20 protein-coding genes are annotated in these 24,091 nt (G+C 67.7%); 8 read left to right on the forward strand and 12 right to left on the reverse strand.

The window, feature by feature from the left end; genetic code table 11:
- Positions 1–235 precede the first annotated feature (235 nt).
- The 8 genes from tsf to NR101_RS16990 form a co-directional block, all read right to left on the reverse strand.
- Complete coding sequence (gene tsf, locus NR101_RS16955) at positions 236–1,114, reverse strand: translation elongation factor Ts (protein ID WP_256777369.1); 879 nt, start codon at positions 1,112–1,114, stop codon at positions 236–238.
- A gap of 126 nt (positions 1,115–1,240) precedes the next feature.
- Entirely contained in the window at positions 1,241–2,107 is an 867-nt protein-coding gene (gene rpsB, locus NR101_RS16960; protein ID WP_256777371.1) for a 30S ribosomal protein S2, read from the reverse strand.
- Positions 2,108–2,321: 214 nt separating this feature from the next.
- Positions 2,322–3,038 (reverse strand): fimbria/pilus periplasmic chaperone, encoded by a 717-nt coding sequence (locus NR101_RS16965; protein WP_256777372.1) that lies wholly within the window; start codon positions 3,036–3,038, stop codon positions 2,322–2,324.
- Positions 3,038–3,316 (reverse strand): hypothetical protein, encoded by a 279-nt coding sequence (locus tag NR101_RS16970; protein ID WP_256777373.1) that lies wholly within the window; start codon positions 3,314–3,316, stop codon positions 3,038–3,040. The genes NR101_RS16965 and NR101_RS16970 overlap by 1 nt, the downstream gene beginning before the upstream one ends.
- Positions 3,317–3,384: 68 nt before the next feature.
- Positions 3,385–4,434 carry a spore coat U domain-containing protein gene (locus tag NR101_RS16975; RefSeq protein WP_256777374.1) on the reverse strand — a complete coding sequence of 350 codons (1,050 nt, stop codon included), beginning with the start codon at positions 4,432–4,434 and terminating at the stop codon, positions 3,385–3,387.
- Entirely contained in the window at positions 4,431–6,776 is a 2,346-nt protein-coding gene (locus NR101_RS16980; RefSeq protein ID WP_256777392.1) for a fimbria/pilus outer membrane usher protein, read from the reverse strand. The genes NR101_RS16975 and NR101_RS16980 overlap by 4 nt, the downstream gene beginning before the upstream one ends.
- A 13-nt stretch (positions 6,777–6,789) precedes the next feature.
- Positions 6,790–7,530, reverse strand: a complete 741-nt coding sequence (locus NR101_RS16985) for a molecular chaperone (protein WP_256777375.1) — start codon at positions 7,528–7,530, stop codon at positions 6,790–6,792.
- A 9-nt stretch (positions 7,531–7,539) separates the two neighbouring features.
- Positions 7,540–8,070 carry a spore coat U domain-containing protein gene (locus NR101_RS16990; RefSeq protein ID WP_256777376.1) on the reverse strand — a complete coding sequence of 177 codons (531 nt, stop codon included), beginning with the start codon at positions 8,068–8,070 and terminating at the stop codon, positions 7,540–7,542.
- A 259-nt stretch (positions 8,071–8,329) separates the two neighbouring features.
- On the opposite strand from NR101_RS16990, the gene map reads away from it, so the two are divergent.
- From map to dapE, 5 genes are read left to right on the forward strand one after another with little or no spacing between them, the layout of a single operon-like run.
- On the forward strand, positions 8,330–9,103 hold the full coding sequence (gene map / locus NR101_RS16995; protein ID WP_256777377.1) for a type I methionyl aminopeptidase: 774 nt from the start codon (positions 8,330–8,332) through the stop codon (positions 9,101–9,103).
- 2 nt (positions 9,104–9,105) lie between these two features.
- On the forward strand, positions 9,106–11,751 hold the full coding sequence (locus NR101_RS17000; protein ID WP_256777378.1) for a [protein-PII] uridylyltransferase: 2,646 nt from the start codon (positions 9,106–9,108) through the stop codon (positions 11,749–11,751).
- Complete coding sequence (gene dapD, locus NR101_RS17005; protein ID WP_256777379.1) at positions 11,751–12,812, forward strand: 2,3,4,5-tetrahydropyridine-2,6-dicarboxylate N-succinyltransferase; 1,062 nt, start codon at positions 11,751–11,753, stop codon at positions 12,810–12,812. Before NR101_RS17000 ends, dapD begins: the two co-directional genes overlap by 1 nt.
- An 8-nt stretch (positions 12,813–12,820) precedes the next feature.
- Positions 12,821–13,183, forward strand: a complete 363-nt coding sequence (locus NR101_RS17010) for an arsenate reductase (RefSeq protein ID WP_256777380.1) — start codon at positions 12,821–12,823, stop codon at positions 13,181–13,183.
- On the forward strand, positions 13,180–14,307 hold the full coding sequence (gene dapE, locus NR101_RS17015; RefSeq protein WP_256777381.1) for a succinyl-diaminopimelate desuccinylase: 1,128 nt from the start codon (positions 13,180–13,182) through the stop codon (positions 14,305–14,307). Before NR101_RS17010 ends, dapE begins: the two co-directional genes overlap by 4 nt.
- A 236-nt stretch (positions 14,308–14,543) precedes the next feature.
- Here the strand turns inward: dapE and NR101_RS17020 are convergent, their stop codons facing one another.
- Complete coding sequence (locus NR101_RS17020; RefSeq protein ID WP_256777382.1) at positions 14,544–15,227, reverse strand: pentapeptide repeat-containing protein; 684 nt, start codon at positions 15,225–15,227, stop codon at positions 14,544–14,546.
- A gap of 153 nt (positions 15,228–15,380) precedes the next feature.
- A complete protein-coding gene (locus NR101_RS17025; protein WP_256777383.1) occupies positions 15,381–16,274 on the reverse strand; it encodes a tetratricopeptide repeat protein in 894 nt (297 codons plus the stop codon).
- Between the two features lie 367 nt (positions 16,275–16,641).
- Between NR101_RS17025 and asnB the strand changes: the two genes are divergently transcribed.
- The 3 genes from asnB to bfr all read left to right on the forward strand — a co-directional run bounded on the left by asnB (position 16,642) and on the right by bfr (position 20,462).
- Complete coding sequence (gene asnB, locus NR101_RS17030; RefSeq protein WP_256777384.1) at positions 16,642–18,333, forward strand: asparagine synthase B; 1,692 nt, start codon at positions 16,642–16,644, stop codon at positions 18,331–18,333.
- Between the two features lie 73 nt (positions 18,334–18,406).
- Positions 18,407–19,807, forward strand: a complete 1,401-nt coding sequence (locus NR101_RS17035; protein ID WP_256777385.1) for a cation:proton antiporter — start codon at positions 18,407–18,409, stop codon at positions 19,805–19,807.
- A 166-nt stretch (positions 19,808–19,973) separates the two neighbouring features.
- Complete coding sequence (gene bfr, locus NR101_RS17040) at positions 19,974–20,462, forward strand: bacterioferritin (protein WP_256777386.1); 489 nt, start codon at positions 19,974–19,976, stop codon at positions 20,460–20,462.
- Between the two features lie 392 nt (positions 20,463–20,854).
- Here bfr and parC read toward each other — a convergent pair whose 3' ends face one another.
- Positions 20,855–23,098 (reverse strand): DNA topoisomerase IV subunit A, encoded by a 2,244-nt coding sequence (gene parC / locus NR101_RS17045; RefSeq protein WP_256777387.1) that lies wholly within the window; start codon positions 23,096–23,098, stop codon positions 20,855–20,857.
- A 58-nt stretch (positions 23,099–23,156) separates the two neighbouring features.
- Positions 23,157–24,035, reverse strand: coding sequence for a helix-turn-helix transcriptional regulator (locus NR101_RS17050; protein WP_256777388.1), 879 nt, complete (start codon positions 24,033–24,035; stop codon positions 23,157–23,159).
- Positions 24,036–24,091: the final 56 nt, after the last annotated feature.

The raw sequence follows: 24,091 nt of genomic DNA on the forward strand, positions 1-24,091 counted from the left end.
GGATGGCGCCCGCGAGCCCCCAGGGATGGGTTTACGGCGTGTCCCGGCAAGGGGGTAAGCCTGCCAGCCCGCACTGAAAACCAAGCAGCCAGCAAACGGCTTTGGCTTTGGCTTTGGCTTTGGCTTCGGCTCCGCGCTTTCCGCTTCGAAAAAAAACAAACACCCACAAAAAAACCCGACCGAAGCCGGGTTTTTTCGATCCATCACACCACCGCAAGCGATGGCGTGGGAGGGATCAGGCCAGACCGGCCTGCTTCATCACTTCGGCAGCGTAGTCTTCGACAACCTTCTCGATGCCTTCGCCAACAGCCAGGCGCTTGAAGCCGACCACGTCGGCACCGGCGGCCTTCAGGACCTGCTCGACCGACTGGTTGGTGTCCAGCACGTACGGCTGGCCGTACAGCGTCACTTCGTTGACGATCTTGGCGATCTTGCCGCTGATGATCTTTTCCAGGATGTCGGCCGGCTTGGACTTGTCCTTGTCGGTCATCTTGGCCAGCTCGATTTCCTTCTCCTTCGCAACGAACTCGGCCGGCACATCGGCTGCCTTGTTGTGCGGCGGATTCATCGCAGCCACATGCATGGCCAGGCCACGGGCCAGTTCGGCGTCACCGCCGGCCAGCTCGACCAGCACGCCGATGCGGCCACCGTGCACGTAAGCGGCCACGTTGTTGGACGATTCCAGGCGCACGATGCGACGCACGTCGACCTTCTCGCCAACCTTGGCGATCACGGCGGCGCGGGCTTCTTCGACGGTCTCGCCGCTCGGCAGCTTGGCGGCCTTCAGCGCGTCGATGTCGGCAGCGCCCGAGCTCAGGGCGGCGGCGACAACGGCCTTGGTGAAGTCCAGGAAGTTGCTGTCCTTGGCGACGAAGTCGGTTTCGGAGTTGACTTCGACCAGCACGGCCTTGTTGCCGTCCTGAGCCGCCACGATGATGCCTTCGGCAGCCACGCGGTCAGCCTTCTTGTCGGCCTTGGCCAGGCCGGACTTGCGCAGCCATTCGGCCGAGGCGTCGATGTTGCCGCCGTTTTCGGTGAGTGCCTTCTTGCACTCCATCATGCCGGCGCCAGTGCGCTCGCGCAGTTCCTTGACCAGGGAAGCAGTGATTTCCACGGGATTTCCTCACGAAAGAAAGGGGTTGGGCCGGCATGGTGGCCGGCCCGTATGACAGGGTCCTGTCATCGCGCCATCGGCAGCGGACAGGAGCGGTGGGCGCGCGGCGCCCACCGTGGGCCTGGATCAGGCCTGGGCTTCGCCAGCCTTGTCGGCGGCCGGAGCATCGGCGGCCGGGGCATCGGCAGCCGGGGCAGCGGCAGCAGCCGGAGCAGCGGCCTTCTTGGCCGGAGCGCGGCGGGCCGGCTTGGCTTCTTCGCCGGCAGCAGCGTCGGCGAACTCTTCTTCGCGGACGGTGGCGGCGTGCGGCGCAGCAGCCTTGCCTTCCAGCACGGCATCGGCAGCGGCGCGGGCGTACAGCTGCACAGCGCGGATGGCGTCGTCGTTGCCCGGGATCGCGTAATCCACCAGTTCCGGGTTGTAGTTGGTGTCGACCACGGCGATCACCGGGATGCCGAGCTTCTTGGCTTCCTTGATGGCGATGTCTTCATGGCCGATGTCGATGACGAAGATCGCGTCCGGCAGACGGTTCATGTCCTTGATGCCGCCCAGCGAGGCTTCCAGCTTGTCACGCTCACGACGCAGGCCCAGCACTTCGTGCTTGACCAGCTTCTCGAAGCTGCCGTCGGTTTCGCCGGCTTCCAGTTCCTTCAGGCGGGCAACCGACTGCTTCACGGTACGGAAGTTGGTCAGGGTGCCGCCCAGCCAACGCTGGTTCATGAAGGGCATGCCGCAACGCTCGGCTTCTTCGCGGATCGACTCGCGGGCGCTGCGCTTGGTGCCCAGGAACAGGATGGTGCCGCGCTTCTGCGCGACGCTGGAAATGAAGTTCATCGCGTCATTGAAGAGCGGAACGGTCTTTTCCAGGTTGATGATGTGGATCTTGCCGCGGGCGCCGAAGATGTACTGGCCCATCTTGGGGTTCCAGTAACGGGTCTGGTGGCCGAAATGGACGCCGGCTTCCAGCATCTGACGCATGGTGACCTGGGGCATTGCAGTAACTCCTGATAGGGAACCGGCCGCCACGGATAATAGTTGGGCGGTCCGCCGCAAGGCGGGTGGTTCCGGGGTTTGGCTTCCCTGTCGCTTCCGTGACCGAACTCCTTGCGGAGCACCCCGGCACGGATATGGGCGGCAGGTGTGGATTCACCGGTGACGTCCGGTGTTGACGGTTCCCCGCATCGAACGAGGCGGGAGATCCGGTCGATTATAGCCCGCTGCGCGTCGAGGCTGCAATCTCCGGGTTCAGCTCGGGCAGATCGGCCTCGGCCGCATGGTCCAGGCGGGCCCGGAACCGGCCGGCGGCGTAGTGGTCCGGGCGCGCCGGGAGCGTCCAGGTGCGCCGCTGGTAAGGCAGTACATAGCCGGCCAGCCCGGCGATCACGACCTGGCGGCTGCCGCGGCTGTCGATGAACACCAGGTCGGCCAGATGGGCGTGGCGAGGGCCGCCATTGTAAAGCTGCAGTTGCGCTGACGGGCCCGGCCGCACCCGGATCTGCAGCATCGACGCCACCTCGGGCGCGGCGGGTGGATCAAGGAACACCGGCAGCGAGTAGCGTGGCGCGGTCGCCGCCGGCAGCGCCGGATCCGGCGTGATCACCAGGCGATAGGCCTGCTGGACCTGCGCCGGCGCGGCACCGAGCCGGACTACCCGCAGGCGCTGCCGCTGCCCCGGCGGGATCTCCAGTATCGATGGGCTCAGTGCCACGTCCTCGGCCGGCTGCAGCTGCTCGGCGTCTTCGTGTTGTTCCCAGCGGTACAGCCGGGCCTGGCCGGACCACGGCGCCGGATCGGGGTTGTCCAGCCACAGCTCGGCGTCGGCCTGGTCGGCCGGTACCTGCACGCTGCCGACGGAAAGCTGCAGCGCCCCGGCATCGGCGGGCTGCAGGGCCAGCGCCAGCGCCAGCGCGGCGAGATTGCGCATCAGTAGGTCACCGTGGCCCGGTCGGGCCGGTCGCCGCGGGCCGGATCGACCGGGGTCAATGCCCGCACCTGGGCCGGAACCGGGATGGGGGCATCGCTGCGTTGGTGCGGTGCCGGGCAGTCCGCATGCGACACGCGCGCGGCGGCGAAGGTGCAGTCGGCGACGATCCGCAGTTGGATGCGCAAGCCGCCCTGCGACTGCGCGGCGGCCGGTAACGCGGTGAGGCCCGCGAGCAGGAGCAGGCAGGCCGGGGCGGAGGGAAGCCGTCGCAGGATCATGGAACATCGCAGGGAAGAGGCCTGCCCGTTATCGGCCGGGGTGCCGCCGGGCTTGAGGCGCCGCGACGTCAGTAGGTGATGGTCACCGTGATCACATCGTTGTAGCTGCCCTGGGCGGGCAGGCTGCCCGAGGTGGGCGGCGCACGACCGTACACGGTCAGGGTCTGGGCGTTTCCGGTACCGGTGCCGGTGGCGGTGTCCACCCCGATGGTGTTGCCCCAGCGCTGGCTGCGGCCGCTGTCGCGATACAGCTCGTAGGCAAGGAAGTACGCCGGATTGGTGGTGTGCTGCATGCGCCGGGTGGTCGTGCCGAGCACATGCTGCCCGTTGTTCAGGCCGATGGTGTAGGCAGTGCGGTTGATGCAGGTCAGGCCGATGGTCGAGGTGCGGTCGATGTTGCCGGTGATGGCGCCGGCATTGCTGCCGAAGTCCATGTCGGTGGTGACATAGGTACTGCACTGCGGCAGCACATTGGCGGTGACCGTGAACGGGAAGCCGGAGGCAACGGTCTTGTTGCCGGTCGCACCGCCGCCGGCCGGGGTGGTGCAGGCGGGCGGTGGCGAGGCGGTGCCAAGCAGCACTTCGTTGTAGGCAAAGCGCACGGTGGTGTCGGCAGCGGCGAAACTGCTGCTGAAGGTCCCTGCGGAGAGCGTCTGCCCGGCCGGCACCTGGCCGTAGATGGTGATGGTGACCGTGCCGCTGCCGCCGGTCACCAGCGGTACGTTGTAATTGAGGTCCAACACCTGCGCGCCCGGATTGCTGCCCGGGGTAAGCCCCCAGATCGTGCTGCGGGTGGCGTTGGTATACAGCTGGAAGGCCATGGTGTCGGTGGTGGCGTTGCGCAAGCTGCGCGTGGGCTGGATGGTGCTGCCGCCGCTGCCGTTGCCGATGCCCAGGCACAGCCGCACCGAGGCGGTGGCCAGCAGGCTCAGCGCGGCGGTGCTGCAGGTGACGGTGAAGGTGGTGGTGGTGTTGGTGACGCCGGCCGCGCCGTTGGTGATGGTGCCGAAGGCGAGGGTGACCGGCGTGGTGACCACGCAGTTGGTGTCGGCGCGCGCGGTGTCGCAACCGAGCACGCCAAGCACGGCCATCAGCAGCAGGGCCGCCGCGCGGATCACGGCGAGGCCCTGGCGCTGCAGCGCAGGGGGCCCAGCTGGCGCGGGCGCGGCTCGCCGCCGGAGCGTGCCTGCAGCGTCACCGTGCACCCGCCGCGCGCGGTGACCACGCGCAGGGTGGTGGGCAGGACCACGTCTTCCAGATAGGTCTGGCCGTCGTAGCCGACGATCGCCGTGCGCGCGTCGGGCAGGTGCACCACGCTGCCCGGCGGTAGCGGCTGGCCGTTGTCGTCGTGCAGAACCACGCTGAGGGGATGGGTGCGCCGCAGGCCGAAATCGACACCGATGCCGGCGCTCTGGCGCGGGGTGACCCAGCGGTCTACCTCGGCTGCGCGGATGTCCGCCGGCAGGTCGAGCGTGTCGATCGACAGCCGGTTGCGCTGCCAGGACAGCAGCGGCGTCACCAGCAGCAGGCCGTTGCGGTCGGTACTGCCGATCAGGCGGTTTTCCAACCGCACCGGCACGCCGGCGAAGCTGCCGGTGGAGACCACGGCGAAGGCATCGGGCACCTCGCGTGCGGCGAACACGTGCCCGCCCATCCAGACCAGGCTGCCGCTGGCGCTGGCATAGCCGTAATCGGTATCGCCCTGGCGTGAGTAACCCAGGGCGTAACGCCCGACCCGGTTGAGCCAACCCACCTCGGCCAGCCCGCCGCCGCCATCGTCGCCGCCACGCGCCTGCACGCGCCAACCTACGCCGCCCTGGCTGCCGTCGCCCGGCACCGGCTGGGACAGGTCGGCCACGTAGGTGGTGTTCTCGCCATTGCGCTGGGTCGACACGCTGGCCTGGCGGTTGCGCCCCAGGGCGGCCGCCAGCGACAGGTAGATGCTGCGGTCCTGGCGGTCATCCAGGTTCTGGTTGACCGAGAGATACGTGGACCAGCGCCGCCCCAGGTTGGCCGACCAGAACAGGCTGGCGTAGCGGTTGTCCTCGCCATCGCGGTAGCGCAGGCGCAGGTAGCTGGCACTGACAGCGCCGGCTCCGTCCAGGTTCACACCCAGGGTGGCCTGTTCGCTGATCTGGGCGGGGAGGCTGTCCTGCAGCGCGCCGAGGTCGCGGTAGTCGCCGTGGGTGCGTCGGCTGGACAGGTTGACGTTGAAACGGCGGTTGTTCCAGCTGTATCCCAGCCCGTACTGGCCGCCTTCCCGGCCATCCTGGCGGCTGTGCACGTACGCTGCATTGATCACCCCGGCGCCGCCCAGCAGCCACCAGCCGCCGGCGCCGGCATTGCCCACGCCGCCGCCGCCCTCGGCATGCAGTTCGGCGGTGAAGCGGTCGCTGACGCCATAGCGCCAGGTGCCGCTGGCCACGGTCTGTGCGTCGTAAGCGAAGGAGCGGATGCCGTAGTCGCGGCGCATCCGGCCGACGCCGAGCGACCCGTCCGACAATCCCTTTGCAAGCAGTTGCTGGGTGCCGTAGAAGGCGAAATCCAGCGTCTGGATGCGGCCGAACGCATCGGTGATCACCACCTGGGCATTGCCGGTGCCGTTGATGCCCGGCTGTGCGGCCAGCTGGAACGGGCCGACCGGCACCTGGCCGTTGTACTGGCGCAAGCCGTCGACATACAGCTCGACGTTGGAGGGCACCACCGCTTCGCCGAGGAAGGTCGGCGTGGGGGTCAGCAGGCGATAGGGCTGAAGGCCGTAGTTGCGTCCGATCTGGATGCCGCCCATCCGCACCGGCCGGCTCCAGTCGACGAAGCCGCTGTAGAAATCGCCCACGGTCAGGGTCAGCGCGGCGTCGGGGAAATCCAGTTGCCAATGGGTATCCAGGCGCACGCTGTCGGTCCGCCAGCCTTGTTGGGGCACCTGGTAGGTGCGCTGCACGGTGCTGTTTTCCAGCACGCCATTGCCGAGCCCGAACACGCGCAGTTCGCTGGTCAGCGCCAGGTTGCCGCCGGCCTCGTTGTGGCTGCCGTAGAGGTCATAGTTGAGCAGTGCGCCTGGCGAGGCCGACGCATGGGGCGTGGTTTCCTGCGCGCGCTCCAGCCGGGTGGTCGGCAGGGCGAGCTGGTCCAGTGGCACATCCAGCGACAGCGTCTGCAGCGAGGCGTCATAGCGCAGCACTACGCCGGCCAGGAGGTCCAGTGGCACCGGCGCATCGCCCTGCGCCGGAAAGCCGAGTTGTCGCAGCGTGGCCGGCGTGGCGAACAGACGGCCCAGTTGCTGGGTGAAGGGCAGCAGTCCCCGGGGTGCGCGGTTGAGGGTGACATCCAGATAGAGCGTCTGCGCGGCCGTCAGCGGGGTGGGTGCCGGCAGCACGGCGTCGCCGGACGCGCCCGAGGCGTCCAGCCCGCTTTCTGCCGCGTGGATCGTCCATGGCAGCAGGCTGGCGCTGAGCAGCATCCGCGCGCAGGCCTCAGCGAGCCGGTGGCGCGACGGGCAGTGGCGTCTGGGCCGACTCACCATTGATCCTGGCCATGAAGGTGGCACCGGCCAGTCGGGCCGGGGGGAGATCCAACGGCCAACGCATGGTCTGGCCGCCAAGCACGTAGCCGAGCAGGCCCGGATGTACGGTCTGCGGGCGTTCGGCGCTGCCGATGGCCAGATCGGCAAGTTGTGCGTGGGTGCCACCGGCGTTGCTCACTTCCAGTGCGGGCCGGCCATCGTCCAGGGTGATCTGCCGCGCCTGCAGTTTGGGCGGGGTGGTATCGAGCGGCTGGACGAACACCGGCAGCGAATAACGCAGCACGAACTGCATGCCGGTGCGGCCCGGATCCAGGGTCGGCAGTTCGTCGACGATCACCCGGTACGCCAGCTGCTGCGACGGCGCCTGCGGGTCACTGCGCACCACCCGCACCAGTTGCTGCTGGCCGGCGGCCAGCGATTGCATCGGCGGGCTCACCTGCAGGTCCCCGGTGGGGGTGAGCTGGTCCTGACCGCCCTGCTGCTGCCAGCGATAGACCCGCACCTGCACCTGCACCGGCGCGGTGCCGCTGTTGCTGATCCACAATGCGTCGGCGTTCTGCCGGGGGCCCAACTGCAGGGAGGTGGGCGCCACCTGCAGGCTGGCGGCCAGGCTGGTGCTGCAGGAGAGGACAGACAGGGCGCAGGCCAGTCCCAGGCGCCGCCAGGGGCGGACCCGTGCGGTCATTGGCATGGGCTGCCCTCAGTAGGAGATGGTGGCGGTGACCGTGTCCTGGTAGTTACCCGTCGCGGCGTTGTTGACGCTCGGGTTGGCGATCTGGCCGTACACCGTGTACGGCACGGCCAGACCGGTTCCGATGCCAGCCACCGTGTTGGTGCCGGTAGTGGCGCCCCAGACATTGGCGTGCCCGGCGTCCTGGTAGAGCTGGTAGCCGACGAAGTTGTTGGTGGTGACCGCCGCGTTGGTGTTCTTCATGCGCCGGGTGGTCACGTCATTGGCGGTGCCCGCGTTGGAGCCGGCATTCAACGCAATCGTGTAGGGGGTCAGCGCCGAGCATTGCGCGGTGATCGTGCCCTGGGCGTTGGACGGGGTGGTGGCGGTGGACAGGGCCGAGCCGAAGTCCACGTCGGTGGCGGCCGCGGCCGTGATCGTGCAGGCCTTGGTAATGATGATCTTGACGTTGAAGGTGGTGGTGTCGGCCGCCAGGGCCGGTGCGGCCAGGCTGGCCAGCGCCACGCACATCAGGGTAGGACGGAGAAATCGCACGGGCATGCTCCTTGGACTGGGTCCTTACATGAACAAAACGATGCTGCCGATCGGTGTTGCGGTGTATTCCCGGTTATAGGGTTGGTGTTGTGCGCAGCCCGTGAGATTTGAAGAAATCTATGGGCGTTTTCGGCAAGATCGCGAAATGTGTGATGGGTGTCGCCTAAGTTCAGGTTCGTGAGGGCGCCCCCTCGCCCAAACCCCGGCTGTCGGCGTTCCACCGATCCCGTTCAGATTGGCCGCCGGATCGGCGATAATGGCGGCTATGAGCGTGAATCTGAAAACCCCCGAGGAAATCGAACTGATGCGCATCGCCGGCCGCCTGGCCAGCGAGGTGCTCGACATCGTCACCCCGTACGTGAAGCCCGGCGTGACGACCGAAGAGCTGGACCGCATCTGCCACGACCACATCATCAACGTGCAGAAGGCCACGCCCGCCAACGTCGGCTACCGTGGCTTCCCCAAGACGGTCTGCACGTCGGTCAACAACGTGATCTGCCACGGCATCCCCAGCGAAGCCAAAGTCCTCAAGGACGGTGACATCGTCAACATCGACGTCACCGTGATCAAGGACGGCTGGCACGGCGACACCAGCCGCATGTACTACGCCGGCACGCCGTCGACGATGGCCCGGCGCCTGGTCGACACCACCTACCAGGCGATGTGGGCCGGCATCCGTGCGGTAAAGCCGGGCGCGACGCTGGGCGACATCGGCCACGCGATCCAGAGCCTGGCGGAAGGCGAGCGCTTCAGCGTGGTACGCGAGTACTGCGGTCACGGCATCGGCAAGGTCTACCACGACGAGCCGCAGGTGGTGCATTACGGCCGTCCGGGCCAGGGTCTGGTGCTGCAGCCGGGCATGACCTTCACCATCGAACCGATGATCAACGAGGGCACCCGCTACAACAAGGTGCTGCCCGATGGCTGGACCGTGGTGACCAAGGACCGCAAGTTGTCGGCGCAGTGGGAGCACATGATCGCGGTCACCGAGACCGGCGTGGACGTGCTGACTCTCTCGCCCGGCGAATCGCAGGTCTGAGCATGTTGCCGGCGAGCCCGATCCTGGACGCGCCGGCAGCGTCCGTCACCGACCTGGAATGGTCGGCGCTGGCGCGGCAATCGCTGCAGCAGACCGACGCGCGGCTGTACCGCCGCTTCGACCAGGGCGACAACATCGAGCGCCTGCTGGCGTTGCGCGCGCGCGCGGCCGACCACCTGATCCGGCTGGCCTGGCAGCGTTGCCTGCCGGCCGGCAATGGCCTGGCGCTGTTTGCCGTGGGCGGTTACGGGCGCGGCGAACTGTTTCCGCGTTCGGATATCGACCTGCTGGTGTTCGGCGAGCCCGGGCACCAGCGCCAGCACGAATCCAGCCTGGCGCGACTGTTTGCGTTGCTGTGGGACTGCGGGCTGCCGGTCAGCCACGCGGTGCGCTCGGCGGCCGAGTGCATCGATGCCAGCGCGGATCAAACCGTGATGACCGCGCTGATCGAGTCGCGGCCGCTGCTGGCCGAAGAGGCGGCACGCCTGGCGCTGAAGGCGGCGGTCAACACCGACGACCTGTGGCCGCCGCGCGAATTCTTCCTGGCCAAGCGCGACGAGCTGCTGGCCCGCCACCAGCGCTTCGGCGACACCGCCGACAACCTGGAGCCGGACATCAAGGACGGCCCGGGCGGGCTGCGTGACCTCAACACGCTGGGCTGGATGGCACTGCGTGCCTTCGGCGTGCGCGACCTGGAAGCACTGGTCGGGCTGGGCCATCTCGGCGCGGACGAAGCGGCCGCGCTGAAGCGCGAGCGCTGCGCGCTGGCGCGGCTGCGCTTCGGCCTGCACCTGGTGGCCAACCGGCCGGAGGAGCGGCTGCGCTTCGATTACCAGAAGACGCTGGCCACGCGCCTGGGCTTCGAGGACGACCTCGAAAGCCTGGCGGTGGAAAAGATGATGCAGGGCTTCTACCGCAGTGCCAGCGTCGTGCGGCGGATCAGCGACCGTCTGCTGCAGCGATTTGAAGAGCAGTTTGATGGCGAGGCGGTGCCCGAACCGGTCAGCGTGGGTTTCTCGCTGCGCCGTGGTTACCTGGCCGCCAACGACGCGGCGTGGCCGCAAGGCGACATCGAGCAGGTGTTCGCACTGTTCTCCAGCTGGGCCTACAACCCGGACGTGCGTGGCCTGCATTCGCTGACCGCGCGCGCGCTGGCCGAGGCGCTGCCGGAGCTGGCGGCGTACACCGAGGCCAGCGCTGCCGCCCGCGAACAGTTCCTGGCCCTGCTGCGCAGCCCGCGCGCGGTCGACACGCTGGCGCGGATGGCGCGCCTGGGCGTGCTGGGCCAGTGGATTCCCGCATTCGCGCAAGTGTCCGGGCGCATGCAGTTCGATCTGTTCCATGTCTACACCGTGGACCAGCACACGCTGATGGTGCTGCGGAACATCGGCCTGTTTGCCAGCAGTCGCGCCGACGAGCGCTTCTCGATCGCCCACGAAGTGTGGCCGCGCCTGCGCAAGCCGGAACTGCTGCTGCTGGCCGGCTTGTTCCATGACATCGCCAAGGGCCGCGGCGGCGACCATTCCGAACTCGGCGCGGTGGATGCACGCGCGTTCTGCCAGGCGCTTGCGCTGAGCAGTTCGGACACCGAACTGGTGGCCTGGCTGGTCGAGCAGCACCTGCGCATGTCGATCACCGCGCAGAAGCAGGACATCTCCGATCCGGACGTGATCCATCGCTTTGCCACGCTGGTAGCCAGCCGCGACCGGCTCGATTACCTCTACCTGCTGACCTGCGCCGATATCGCCGGGACCAGCCCGAAATTGTGGAACGCCTGGAAGGACCGGCTGCTGGCCGACCTGTACTTCGCCGCGCGGCGCGCGCTGCGCGACGGGCTGGAAAACCAGATGCCGGCCGCCGAGCGCGTGGCCGAAGCGCGCGAGTCGGTGCGCCAGCTGGTGCGTGAGCGCGGCTACGACGACGCCACCATCGAGCGCCAGTTCACCGTGATGCCCGATGAGAGCTTCATCCGGCTTCGCCCCGAGCAATTGGCCTGGCAGGCCGCTGCACTGGTCCCGGTGAAGCAGGGTCAGACCCTGGTCAAGGTGCGTCGGATTACCCCCGACGACCAGGCACTGGAAGTGTTCGTGCATTCGCCCGACCGCGATGGCCTGTTCGCCGCGATCGTGATGACCCTGGACCGCAAGGGCTACGGCATCCATCGTGCGCGCGTGCTGGACGGCCCGGTCGACACCATTTTCGATACCTTCGAAGTGACCCCGGCCGACAGCTTCGCCGATGGCGACGCGCTGCGGCTGGAAGCGGCGCTGCGCGAGGCGCTGGCCGGCGACCTGACCCGGCTGCGTCCGTCGCGCCGGGTGATCCCGCGCCAGCTGCGGCATTTTCGCTTTGCCCCGCGCATCGAATTCCGCGATGGCGGCGATGGCAGCCATGGCAGCCATGGCACGCGTTTCAGCCTGGTTGCGCCCGACCGCCCCGGGCTGCTGGCCGACGTGGCCTTCGTGCTGCGCAACCAACGCCTGCGCGTGCATGACGCGCGCATCGCCACCTTCGGCGAGCGCGCCGAAGACATGTTCGTGATCAGCGACGAACACGACCACCCCCTTACCGAATCCGCCAGGCAGCAGCTGCACGATGCGATGCTCGCCTGCCTGGACCCTGATCGAAACGCCGGAGATCCCCACTGATGGCCACCAAGCCTGCCAAGAAGACCGCTGCCAAGACCGCAGCGGCCAAGAAGACTGCTGCCCCCAAGGCCGCGCCTGCCACCAAGCCGGTGGCAGTGAAGAAGGCCGCGGCGAAGAAGGTGCCGGCCCCCAAGGTCGTCGCCACGCCGGCCGAAAGTGCGGCCAAGCGCAGCGCAAGCCGCGATGCCACCATCGCCCGCAAGTCGCTGCGCAAGCCGGCCACCCCGGGCGTGGAAGAACTCAAGTTCGGCATCGAAAGCGCCTTCGAGCGCCGTGCCACGCTGACCCTGCACGAACTGGAAGGCTCGACCAAGCCGCTGGTCGGCCGGGTCATCGATGGCCTGGAAACCGGTGAGTTCCGCGTCGCCGAGCCCGATGGCCACGGTGGCTGGAAGGTCAACGAATGGCTCAAGAAGGCGGTGCTGCTGTACTTCCGTGTGAACGACATGGCGGTGGTCGACGCGCGCCCGGCACCGTTCTGGGACAAGGTGGAATCGCGCTTTGCCGGCTTCGATGAAGCCAAGTTCCGTCGCGCCGGCGTGCGCGTGGTGCCCGGTGCGATCGCCCGTCGCGGCAGCTACTTCGGCAAGGACGTGGTGCTGATGCCGAGCTTCACCAACATCGGCGCCTACGTGGGCGAGGGCACCATGGTCGACACCTGGGCCACCGTTGGTTCGTGCGCGCAGATCGGCAAGCACTGCCACCTGTCCGGCGGCGCCGGCATCGGCGGCGTGCTCGAGCCGCTGCAGGCCAGCCCGACCATCATCGAAGACCATTGCTTCATCGGTGCGCGTTCGGAAGTGGTGGAAGGCTTCGTCGTCGGCCACCACAGCGTCATCGGCATGGGCGTGTTCCTCGGCCAGAGCACCCGCGTCTACAACCGCGCCACCGGCGAAATCAGCTACGGCTCGGTGCCGCCGTACAGCGTGGTGGTATCCGGCCAGCTGCCGTCCAAGGACGGTTCGCACTCGCTCTACTGCGCCGTGATCGTCAAGCAGGTCGATGCAAAGACCCGCAGCAAGACCAGCGTCAACGACCTGCTGCGCGGCCTGGCCGACTGAGCCCTGCCATGACCACGACCGTCTACGGACTGAAGAACTGCGACACCTGCAAGAAGGCGCGCAAGTGGCTGGACCGCTTCGAGGTGGCGCATGCCTTTGTCGATTACCGCGACACCCCGCCCACCCCGGAGACCCTGGTCGATTGGGCCGGGCGGGCCGGTGGTTTCGCCGCGCTGGTCAATAAATCCTCGACCACCTGGCGGCAGTTGCCGGAGAACCGCAAGGCGGCCGCCTCCGATGCCGAATGGAAACTGCTGCTGCGCGAGCATCCGCAGCTGATCAAGCGTCCGGTGGTGGTCACCGGCGATGGCGTGATGACCCAGGGCTTCTCGGACAACGGCTTCAAGCAGCGCTTCGGAGTGGGCGCGTGAACGATGTGCTCGCGCTCACCTGCGACCTGATCGCGCGGCCGTCGGTGACGCCCGACGACGCCGGTTGCCAGGCCCTGCTCGGCGGGCGCCTGGCGCGTGCCGGCTTCCAGTGCGAACACCTGCGCCTGGGCGAGGTCGACAACCTGTGGGCCACCCACGGCAGCGGTGCGCCGGTGCTGGTGCTGCTCGGCCACACCGACGTGGTGCCTAGTGGACCGGTGGACGCGTGGCATAGCGATCCGTTCGACCCGCAGATCCGCGATGGCGTGCTGTACGGACGCGGCGCAGCCGACATGAAGGGCAGCGTGGCCGCTTTCGTGGTGGCTGCCGAGCAGTTCATTGCCGCCTATCCGGACCACCCCGGCACGCTGGCCGTGTTGCTGACCAGTGACGAGGAAGGCGATGCCATCGATGGCGTGCGCCGTATCGCCGGGCTGTTCCGCGAGCGCGGGCAGTCCATCGACTGGTGCATCACCGGCGAGCCGTCCTCCACGGCGGTGTTGGGCGATCTGCTGCGGGTGGGGCGGCGCGGCAGCCTGTCGGCAACGCTGACGGTCAAAGGCGTGCAGGGCCATGTGGCGTACCCGCACAAGGCACGCAACCCGATCCACCTGGCTGCGGCGGCGCTCGCCGAATTGACCGCACGGCAGTGGGACGAGGGCTACGAGAGCTTCCCGCCGACCAGCCTGCAGGTGTCCAACCTCCACGCCGGGACCGGGGCCAACAACGTGATCCCGGGCGAGCTGCAGGTGCTGTTCAACCTGCGCTACAACCCGCACTGGGACGCGCCGCGGTTGGAGCAGGACATCGTCACGCTGCTGGATCGGCACGCGCTGGACTACACGCTCAAATGGCATCGCAGCGGCGAGCCGTTCTATACCCCTGAAGGCACGCTGCGCCGCGTGGCGCGCGAGGTGCTGGCCGAGTTCGCCGGTGCCGCGCCGGAGGAAAGCACCGGCGGTGGCACTTCCGACGCCCGTTTCATCGCACCGCTCGGTGCGCAGTGCATCGAAGTGGGGCCGGTCAACGCCAGCATCCACCAGGTGGACGAGAACATATCGGTCGCCGACCTGGAAGAACTGCCGGCGTTGTACCTCCGCCTGATCGAGCGCCTGCTGGCCTGAATTCTGCCGGTAGTGCCGGCCGCTAGCCGGCTTGCGTGACCGTCGCGGTTGCCGAGCATGGCTCGGCACTACCCGTTAGCCAGAAACCCGGTAGAGCCGAGCCACGCTCGGCTGCCTTTCGCCAGAACCCGGTAGAGCCGAGCCATGCTCGGCTGCCTTTCGCCGGGTGCGCGCCACGTCTTCAGACCAAAGGACGCGCCGGCCAGTGGCCGGCCCTGCCGGGTTGCAGCGGGCGTTTACGCCACGATCAACCCGAACGCCGCCAACGCCGCCGCGGCCTGGCGCTGCGAAATCACCGCTTTCTTGAACAGCTTGGCGTCCATCACGTTGAGCCCGCTGATGTCCGTTCCGCGCAGGTCCGCGCCCTCGAAACGCGTCAATCGGGTCTGCGCGTTGCGCAGGCTGCCACCGTTGAACACCGCATCGCGGAAATCACAGCCGGACAGCTCCGCATCGGAGAAATCCATCCCGTCCAGCTGCGCCTTGCGGAACGACAGCCCGCGCAGGTCGGCACTGACCAGCAGGCAGTCGCGGAACTCCAGCGCCCAGCCGGTTACTTCCTGCAGGTGCGCGCCGGTCAGTTTGCAGTCGGCGAACTGCACCGAGGACAACGTCGCACGGCGCCAGTGGCTGTTGTTGAGGTCGCAGTGCGAGAAGCGCGCATCGCTGAGCAGCGCCGAGCTGAAATCGCACTCGGCGCCCCGGCATTTGCTCCAGCGGCTTTCCTCCAGCGAGGCGGCCAGCCAATTGGCACCGGTCACCGAGCACTGGTTGAACTGGACGCCATCCATGTCCAGCCGCGAAAAATCGCCGCCGTCGAAGCGGCAGGATTCAAACGTGGCCGCACGCGGATGTGCGGCGATGATCGCCTGCATGCGCTCACGGTGGATGGTTTCGTCGCGGAAGATGGCGTTGCTCATGCGTTCCATTCTGGGCGATATGCAGAGCACAGGGCAGCCTTGTGCAGTGCCCGGGAGTGTGTACAGCGTCAGCGACCCAACGTAGCGCCGACCGTTGGTCGGCTGTTCCCGACAGCGGGACGAGAGGCCGGGCACATGTCGGTGCCACGGGCGCTATTCGAACGTCCAGAACGGCGGTGCGATCGCCTCGCGCCAGTAGGATTCTTCGGCCATGTAGAAGCCCTGCGCATGGGCCTTGGCGAACCATGCCGCCGCTGCATCCACGTTCTTCTGCAGACCATCGCCGCCCCGACCCAGGGCGAGGCCGCTGAGGTACTGGCCGTACACATTGCCCTGCGTGCCGGCGCGCGCGTACCAGCGCAATGCGTCGGCCTTGTCCTGCACCACGCCGATGCCGGCTTCGTAGAGCGTGCCCAGATCCACCTGCGATTCGGCATCGCCGCGTTCGGCGCGACGCTGGATGCGTGCGATCAGCGCGTTCGGCGCCGGGCCGGTGGCCACCGGATTGCCGGACTTGGCCGAGCCACGTGTGGCCGCGCGCAGTGCGTCGAGCTTGTACAGCTCGCGCAGGTACACCGCAGACCGCAGCCGCCAACGCAGCGCGCCGGCCATGTCGCCGCGCCGCTCGTACCACTTCTCCAGATCGTGCATGGCATACGGTGAGCCGTGGTAGGCGGCGCTGTGGTACCAGTGGAAGGCCTTGCGCGGTGATGCCTTCATCACCACCGCCCCGGGCTTCTGCGGACCCTCGCCACTGTCCAGGCGGCCGCGTTCGAGGATCGTGCCGAGCGTCTCTTCGGCGCTGGTGCTGTGGTGGGTACGCGGCGTGGCGGCGGCCGCACGGGCGTACCAGTCCAGGGCGCGCGGATCATTCCAGGCGTGGTACATCTTCGCCACGCGCAGGGCGGAATCGAACTGGCCATCGGCGGCCCTGGCAAGCGCGTCGCGTTCGGTGTCGCTGACCGGGCGGGTCGGGGCAGCGGCGCAACCGCTCAGAACGGCCAGCGCCAGGGCGCACAGCAACGGGCGGTGGGAGAACAGGTTCATCCATGACATCCAGCAGGGGGCCGGCGATTATCCCGGAGCGCACCGTCGCGGCCGCTGAACGCCGGGGCCGAATCGGTTGCCATCGCAACAGTTGCACCGCCGCCCAAAGCCGGTTACGGTCGGTCCATGTCCTCGTTCCCGGCCACCGCTGTCAGCAATACCAACCGCAATAATCTGCGCGCGAATAATCGTGCGCGGCCGATGCGGGACTGCGACCAGGGCTAGTACAAGCAGCACGCCCGGACCCCAGAAAACCCGCATCGACCGATGCGGGTTTTTTTGTGGCCCGGGTTTATCCCTTCCGGGCCTGGGTGGCCGGTCGAATGCCTGCAATACGTGTATTCCCCCATCATCAGGAGTTGTTCCCATGTGTTCGATCTTCGGTATTTTCGGCCTGCAGGCCGGCGACGACCTCAGCGCGCTGCGCCGCCATGCGCTGGATCTCTCGCAGCGCCAGCGCCATCGTGGCCCGGACTGGAGCGGGGTGTACGTCGATGCCGGCGCCATCCTGGTGCACGAACGGCTGGCCATCGTCGACCCGGCCGGCGGTTCGCAGCCGCTGCTGTCCGAGGACGGCGGGCTGGCGCTGGCGGTCAACGGCGAGATCTACAACCACCGCGAACTGAAGGCCGAGCTGGCCCAGCCCTACGCGTTCCAGACCGGTTCGGACTGCGAGGTGATCAACGCGCTGTACCGGCAGGACAGCCCGGCCGCGTTCCTCAACCGCCTCAACGGCATCTTCGCCTTCGCGCTGTGGGATCGCGACGAGCAGCGCGTGCTGATCGCGCGCGATCCGATCGGGGTGGTGCCGCTGTACTGGGGTCATGACAAGGACGGCCGCCTGGTGGTGGCCTCCGAGCTGAAGTCGCTGGTGGATATCTGCGCCGATGCGGCGCAGTTCCCGCCTGGCCACTGGTACGACAGCGCCACCGGCACGTTGACCCGCTACTACGAGCGGCCCTGGCGCGACTACGATGCGGTCGAAGGTGTCGAGGCCGACCTTGCTGCGCTGCGCGAGGCCTTCGAGCGCGCCGTGCACCGCCAGTTGATGACCGACGTGCCCTATGGCGTATTGCTGTCCGGCGGCCTGGACTCCTCGCTGGTGGCCGCGGTGGCCGCACGCTACGCGCGCCATCGCGTCGAGGACGGTGATAAAAGCGAGGCGTGGTGGCCGCGTCTGCACTCCTTCGCCATCGGCCTGAAAGGGTCGCCGGACCTGGCCGCGGCGGCGATCGCCGCCGAAGCCCTGGGCACGGTACACCACGGCTTCGAGTACACCTTCGAAGAAGGCCTGGACGCATTGCCCGAGGTGATCCGCCACGTGGAAACCTACGACGTCACCACCATCCGCGCCTCCACCCCGATGTTCCTGCTGGCGCGGCGGATCAAGGCGATGGGCGTGAAGATGGTGCTGTCCGGCGAGGGCAGCGACGAGATCTTCGGTGGCTACCTGTACTTCCACAAGGCGCCCAACGCACGCGAGTTCCATGAGGAACTGGTGCGCAAGCTCGATGCACTCAACAACTACGACTGCCTGCGCGCCAACAAGTCGATGATGGCCTGGGGCGTGGAGCCGCGCGTGCCGTTCCTGGACCGCGAGTTCCTCGACGTGGCCATGCGCATCGACGCGCGCCACAAGATGGTCGGGCAGGGGGCGCAGGGCGCACGTCGCATCGAAAAGGCAGTGCTGCGCGAAGCCTTCGAAGGCTATCTGCCCGATTCGATCCTGTGGCGGCAGAAAGAGCAGTTCAGCGATGGCGTCGGCTATGGCTGGATCGACGGACTCAAGGCGCATGCCGACGCACAGATCAGCGACCGGGTGATGGCTGCGGCCGACAAGCGGTTCGTGCACAACCCGCCGCAGACCAAGGAGGCGTACTACTACCGCCACGTCTTCGAGCAGTACTTCCCGACCCAGGCCGCGGCCGAAACGGTGCCGGGTGGCAAGTCGATCGCGTGCTCGTCGCCAGCGGCGATTGCCTGGGATGCCAGCTTTGCCAGCATGGCCGACCCCTCCGGCCGTGCGGTGGCCGGCGTGCACGAGCAGGCGCTGGCCTGATCGGCGCATGCGTTGCACGGCGCAGCCGCGCCGTGCAGCGGTAGAATCGCCCCTCAATCGATGGGGATCGGTAATGGAAGCAGATACCACCGGCGGCATGCGCCGCAGCGGGCTGGCGTGGCGTTACCTGGGCTGGGTGGCGCTGCCACTGCTGGTTGGCCTCGCGCTGGCACGCTACGCCGGCCCGAACGTTGCCGTGCAGGTGGCCCGCGCCGAGTCGTCGCTGGGCACCGACTGGGCCGCCCACCTGCACGCGCCGCTGGGTCTGTTCCTGATGCAACTGCTGACGCTGCTGCTGGTGGCCAAGGGCGCCGGGTGGCTGTTCCGGCGGTTCGGCCAGCCGGGCGTGATCGGGGAAATGGCCGCCGGCCTGATGATGGGGCCGTTGGTGCTGGGGGCGTTGTTGCCGCAGCTGCATGGCGCGCTGTTCCCGCCCGCGTCGCTGGGGTCGCTGGGCCTGCTCAGTCAGTTGGGCGTGCTGATGTTCCTGCTGGTGGCCGGGGCCGAACTGGACCTGGGCGGGCTGCGCGGGCGTCGTCGCTTCGCCTTCGTGGTCAGCCATGCCGGCATTGCGGTGCCGTTCGTGCTTGGTGTCGGGCTGGCGATCTGGTTGTACCGCGCGCACGCACCGAGCGGGGTCGGCTTCACCGGCTTTGCCTTGTTTGTCGGCATTTCATTGAGCATCACCGCCTTCCCGGTGCTGCTGCGGATCCTGGCCGACCGCGGCATGACCAGCACGCCGCTCGGGCAGACCGCGATCGCCTGCGCTGCGCTGGGCGATGCCACCGCGTGGTGCCTGCTGGCGCTGATCGTGGCCGCCGCACAGGCGCAGGGGTGGGGGCCGGCGACGATCAACCTGGTCTGCGTGGTGGCGTTTGTCGGCGTGATGCTGGCGGTGGTACGGCCATGGTTCTCGCGGCAGGTGATCGCCCCCGGCCAGGAAGGGCGCTGGCTGCTGGTGATGCTGCTGATGGCACTGGGCTGCGCGCTGGTGACCGAAATGCTGGGCATCCACGCGCTGTTCGGCGCGTTCGCCGCCGGCGTGGCAGTCTCCGGCAATGCGACGTTGCGACACACCGTGGCGACCAAGGTCGAGCCGTTCGCAGTGACCCTGCTGTTGCCGTTGTTCTTCGCCATGACCGGCCTGCGCATGCGCGCCGAGGCACTGCAGGCCAGCGATCTGCTGCTGTGCCTGGTGGTGATCGGAGTGGCCACGCTGGGCAAGCTGATCGGCACCTGGAGCGCGGCCCGCAGTGCCGGCATGGACAACCACGAAGCGTGGAAGCTGGGTGCGCTGATGAACACCCGCGGTTTGATGGAGCTGATCGTGCTCAACCTGGGCTACGAGCTGGGCTTCCTCGGTGACCGCTTGTTCGCGGTGCTGGTGATCATGGCGCTGGTGACCACGGCCATGACCGGCCCGCTGTTGAACTGGATGGAACGCGGGACGGGCAGGGCCGGTGCCACGACGTAGCGCCGACCGTTGGTCGGCTGCCATCCACCACGGTGCGCCCTCGGTTGAAGGCCCGTGAGGGCCATGTAGAGCCCGGAAGACGCGCAACTGCAACTGATTCCGATTAGATCATTGGATTTCCGGATGCGGCACCATGGCGGCCATCGATCCACCAGGAAGCTCCCCCATGAAAGGCAATCCGGACGTCATCGCGTGCTTGAAGGAACTGCTGCGCGGCGAATTGGCTGCGCGTGACCAGTACTTCATCCATTCGCGCCGCTACGAGGACCAGGGCCTGTTCGCGCTGTACGAACGCCTGAACCACGAGATGGAAGAAGAGACCCAGCACGCCGATGCGCTGCTGCGCCGGATCCTGTTCCTGGGCGGCACCCCGGACATGCGCCCGCATGCGTTCGAGCCCGGGGTGACCGTGGAAGAAATGCTGCAGAAGGATCTGGACACCGAATACAGCGTGCGCGACAACCTGGCTGCCGGCATGAAGCTGTGCGAGCAGCACCAGGATTACGTGAGCCGCGACATGTTGCTGGTGCAGCTCAAGGACACCGAGGAAGACCACGCCTGGTGGCTGGAACAGCAGCTGGGCCTGATCAAGCGCATCGGCCTGGCGCTGTACCAGACCAGCAAGATGGATGCCAAGGGAACGGCGGCGCACTGACGCGCTTCAGCCCCACGATGTGCTGCGCACATCGCGGCCCCCGGCGTATCCGTTCGGGCATCGCGGGGAGCCGGCCAACGGCCGGCACTACCGACGCCTTGGTTCCACCGCGCGCCAGCCAGCCTTCGCCAGCACGCCGCATCAAACCCGCGTCCGCCCGCCAGCATCCGCCAGCCAGCCGACGTTGAATCAAGCAAAAAGGCCGGGGAAACCCGGCCTTTTTGTGTGCGCGTGATCGGCAACACCGGCCGCTGACCGGTTCCCGCCGCACCGGAAAGAACCGCCGCACCGGTAGTGCCGGCCGCTGGCCGGCTCCGCGCTGCACCAGTAGTGCCGGCCGCTGGCCGGCTCCCCGCGGCGTCGGAAAGAACCGCAACCGGCCGCTGACCGGGTTACTCCACCGCCAATCCTTCCACCTTCTGCCAGCCACGCGGCAGCAGATGGCCGCGCGTCGCCCGCGTGCCCAGGTAGGTGTCCAGGTCCTTGAACGACAGGTTCATCGTGCGCGCACCGCTGCGTACCAGCAGCGTGTTGCCCGGGGCGACCGACACCACCGCGACCACGCGCTCGGTGGCGAGCTTGGCCTTGGGAATGTCGATGATCTTGTTGCCCTTGCCCTTGTCCAATTCCGGCAGGTCGCTGGCGGCGATCGCCAGCAGGTTGCCCGAGCTGGTCACCGCCACGATGCGGTCCGTTTCCGGATTGGCGACCACCGCCGGGGTAAGCACCTTCGAGCCGGAGGTCAGGTTGAGCATCGCCTTGCCGGCCTTGTTGCGCCCGGTCAAGTTCTCGAAGCGGGTCACGAAGCCGTAGCCGTGCGTGGAGGCCAGCACGAAGCGGGTGTTGTTCTCGCCACTGGCCAGGGTCATGAACGCGCTGCCCGGCGCCGGCGAGAAGCGGCCGGTCAGCGGTTCGCCGTTGCCGCGCGCCGAGGGCAGGGTGTGGATCAGGGTCGAATACGCGCGGCCCTCGCTGTCCAGGAACGCCACCTGCTGGGTGCTGCGCGCACGCACCGCCCCCAGCAACGCATCGCCGTCGCGATAGGACAGCGTGGACGGGTCCATGTCGTGGCCCTTGGCCGCACGGATCCAGCCCTTCTCCGACAGCACCACGGTCATCGGTTCGCTCGGCACCAGCTCGGTTTCATCGATGGCCTGCGCCGCGCCACGCTGCACCAGCGGCGAGCGGCGGTCATCGCCGAACTTCTTCGCATCGGCGGTGAGTTCGTCGCGGATCAGCTTCTTCAGCTTGGCCTTGCTGTCCAGGATCGACAGAATCTTGTCGCGCTCCTTGGCCAGCTCGTCCTGTTCGCCACGGATCTTCATTTCTTCCAGGCGCGCCAGCTGCTTGAGCCGGGTGTCCAGGATGTACTCGGCCTGTTCCTCGCTCAGCGCGAAACGCGCGATCAGCGCCGGCTTGGCTTCGTCCTCGGTGCGGATGATGCGGATCACTTCATCCAGGTTGAGGAAGGCCACCAGCAGGCCGTCCAGCAGGTGCAGGCGGCGCTCGACCTTCTGCAGGCGATGGGTGAGGCGGCGGGTGACGGTGGTGGCGCGGAACTGCAGCCACTCGCTGAGCAGCATCTTCAGGTTCTTCACCTGCGGACGCCCGTCCAACCCGATCACGTTGAGGTTGACCCGGTAGCTGCGCTCCAGGTCGGTGGTGGCGAACAGGTGGCCCATCAGCTGGTCGGCATCCACGCGGTTGGAGCGCGGCACCAGCACCACCCGCACCGGGTTGGCGTGGTCGGACTCGTCGCGGATGTCTTCCAGCCACGGCAGCTTCTTGGCGCGCATCTGCGCGGCGATCTGCTCGATCACCTTCGACGGCGATACCTGGAAGGGCAGCGCGTTGATGACGATATTGGTCGATTCCTTGAAGTACGTTGCGCGCGCACGCACGCTGCCGTAGCCGGTTTCGTACATGTTCCGCAGGTCGGCCGGCGCGGTGATGATCTCGGCGAAGCTCGGATAGTCCGGGCCCTTCACGTGTTCGCACAGGTCGGCGATGGTCGCGTCCGGATCATCGAGCAGGTGCAGCAGCGCGCTGACGATCTCTTTGAGGTTATGCGGCGGCACGTCGGTGGCCATGCCCACGGCGATGCCGGTGGTGCCGTTGAGCAGCAGGTGCGGTAGGCGCGCCGGCATCCAGGTCGGCTCTTCCAGGGTGCCGTCGAAGTTCGGGGTCCAGTCGGTGGTGCCCTGGTTGATTTCGCCCAGCAGCACCTCGGCGATCGGGGTCAGCTTGGACTCGGTGTAACGCATGGCCGCGAACGACTTGGGATCGTCGGTGGAACCGAAGTTGCCCTGGCCCTCGATCAGCGGATAGCGGTAGGAGAACGGCTGGGCCATCAGCACCAGCGCTTCGTAACAGGCGCTGTCACCGTGCGGGTGGTACTTACCGATCACATCACCGACGGTACGCGCGGATTTCTTCGGCTTGGAGGCGGCATTCAGGCCCAGCTCGCTCATCGCATAGATGATGCGGCGCTGCACCGGCTTGAGGCCGTCGCCGATGAACGGCAGTGCGCGGTCGAGCACCACGTACATCGAATAGTCCAGGTACGCCCGTTCGGCGTACTCGCGCAGGGGCAGCTGTTCAAAGCCGTGGAACGCGGGGCGGGCAAGATCGGTCATGCGGGATTGTTACCTGTGGCAAGGGACGGCGACGGCTGTCGCCCTCGCAGGCGGACGATTATCCGGATGCGGCCGGGGATGCCAAGCCGCGTGATGGATTGAGGGGGTGTCCGGTCCGTGCCAGGTAGCGCCCGGGCGGGCAGCCGAAGTGGCGGCGGAACACGGTGACGAAGGCGCTGGGGCTGCTGAAACCCAGCTCGTAGGCGATGTCGGACACGCTGTGCCCATCCGACAGACGCCGCAGACCCTCGGCCAGGCGCGCCTGCTGGCGCCACTGGGCGAAGCTGAGCGTGGTCTCGTCGCGGAAGTGCCGGGTGAGTGTACGCGGCGACAGCCCGGCCCAGTGCGCCCACTGTTCCAGGCTGCGGCCGTCGGCCGGATCGGCGATCAGCTGCGAGGCGATCCGCAGCAGCCGCCGGTCCTGCGGCATCGGCAGGTGCATGCGCTGGCGCGGCGCATTGCGGATCTCATCGAGCAGCACCTCGATCATGTGCTGTTGGCGCAGATCGGCCTTGGGGGCGGGCATCCAGCGGGTCACCCGCAGTGCCAGCGCCTGCAGCAGGTCGGAAATGGCGATCACGCACGGCTCGTCGGGCAGGTCATGGGCCAGCGCCGGGCTGATGATCAGGCCCCAGCCACGCAGCGGTCCAGAGATGTCCACGGTGTGCGGCTCGCCCGGCGGCATCCAGCCGGCGCAGCCCGGCGGCAGCGACCAGTTGCCGTGGCGGGTGCGGGTGTTGAGCAGCCCGACCTCCACGCAGATCAGCTGGGCCCGGCGGTGCTCATGCCAGTCGATCTCGCGTTCCAGCCCGCGCGCGCTCTCGATCTGGAAGCCCAGCACCGGCACGCCGTCGTCGCGCTCGAGCCAGTCCAGCACCTCGTGGCGTACCAGCGGCGGGGGGAGTACGGCGTCCTCTGGCCTGAAAATGCTATTCATTGTCCAGATTGTAATACCGGGCCATCAGGGCTGGCTATTAAGGTGTCCCACCCCCA

The sequence above is a fragment of the Stenotrophomonas sp. Ste86 genome, assembly GCF_024519465.1.
Lineage (GTDB): Bacteria > Pseudomonadota > Gammaproteobacteria > Xanthomonadales > Xanthomonadaceae > Stenotrophomonas.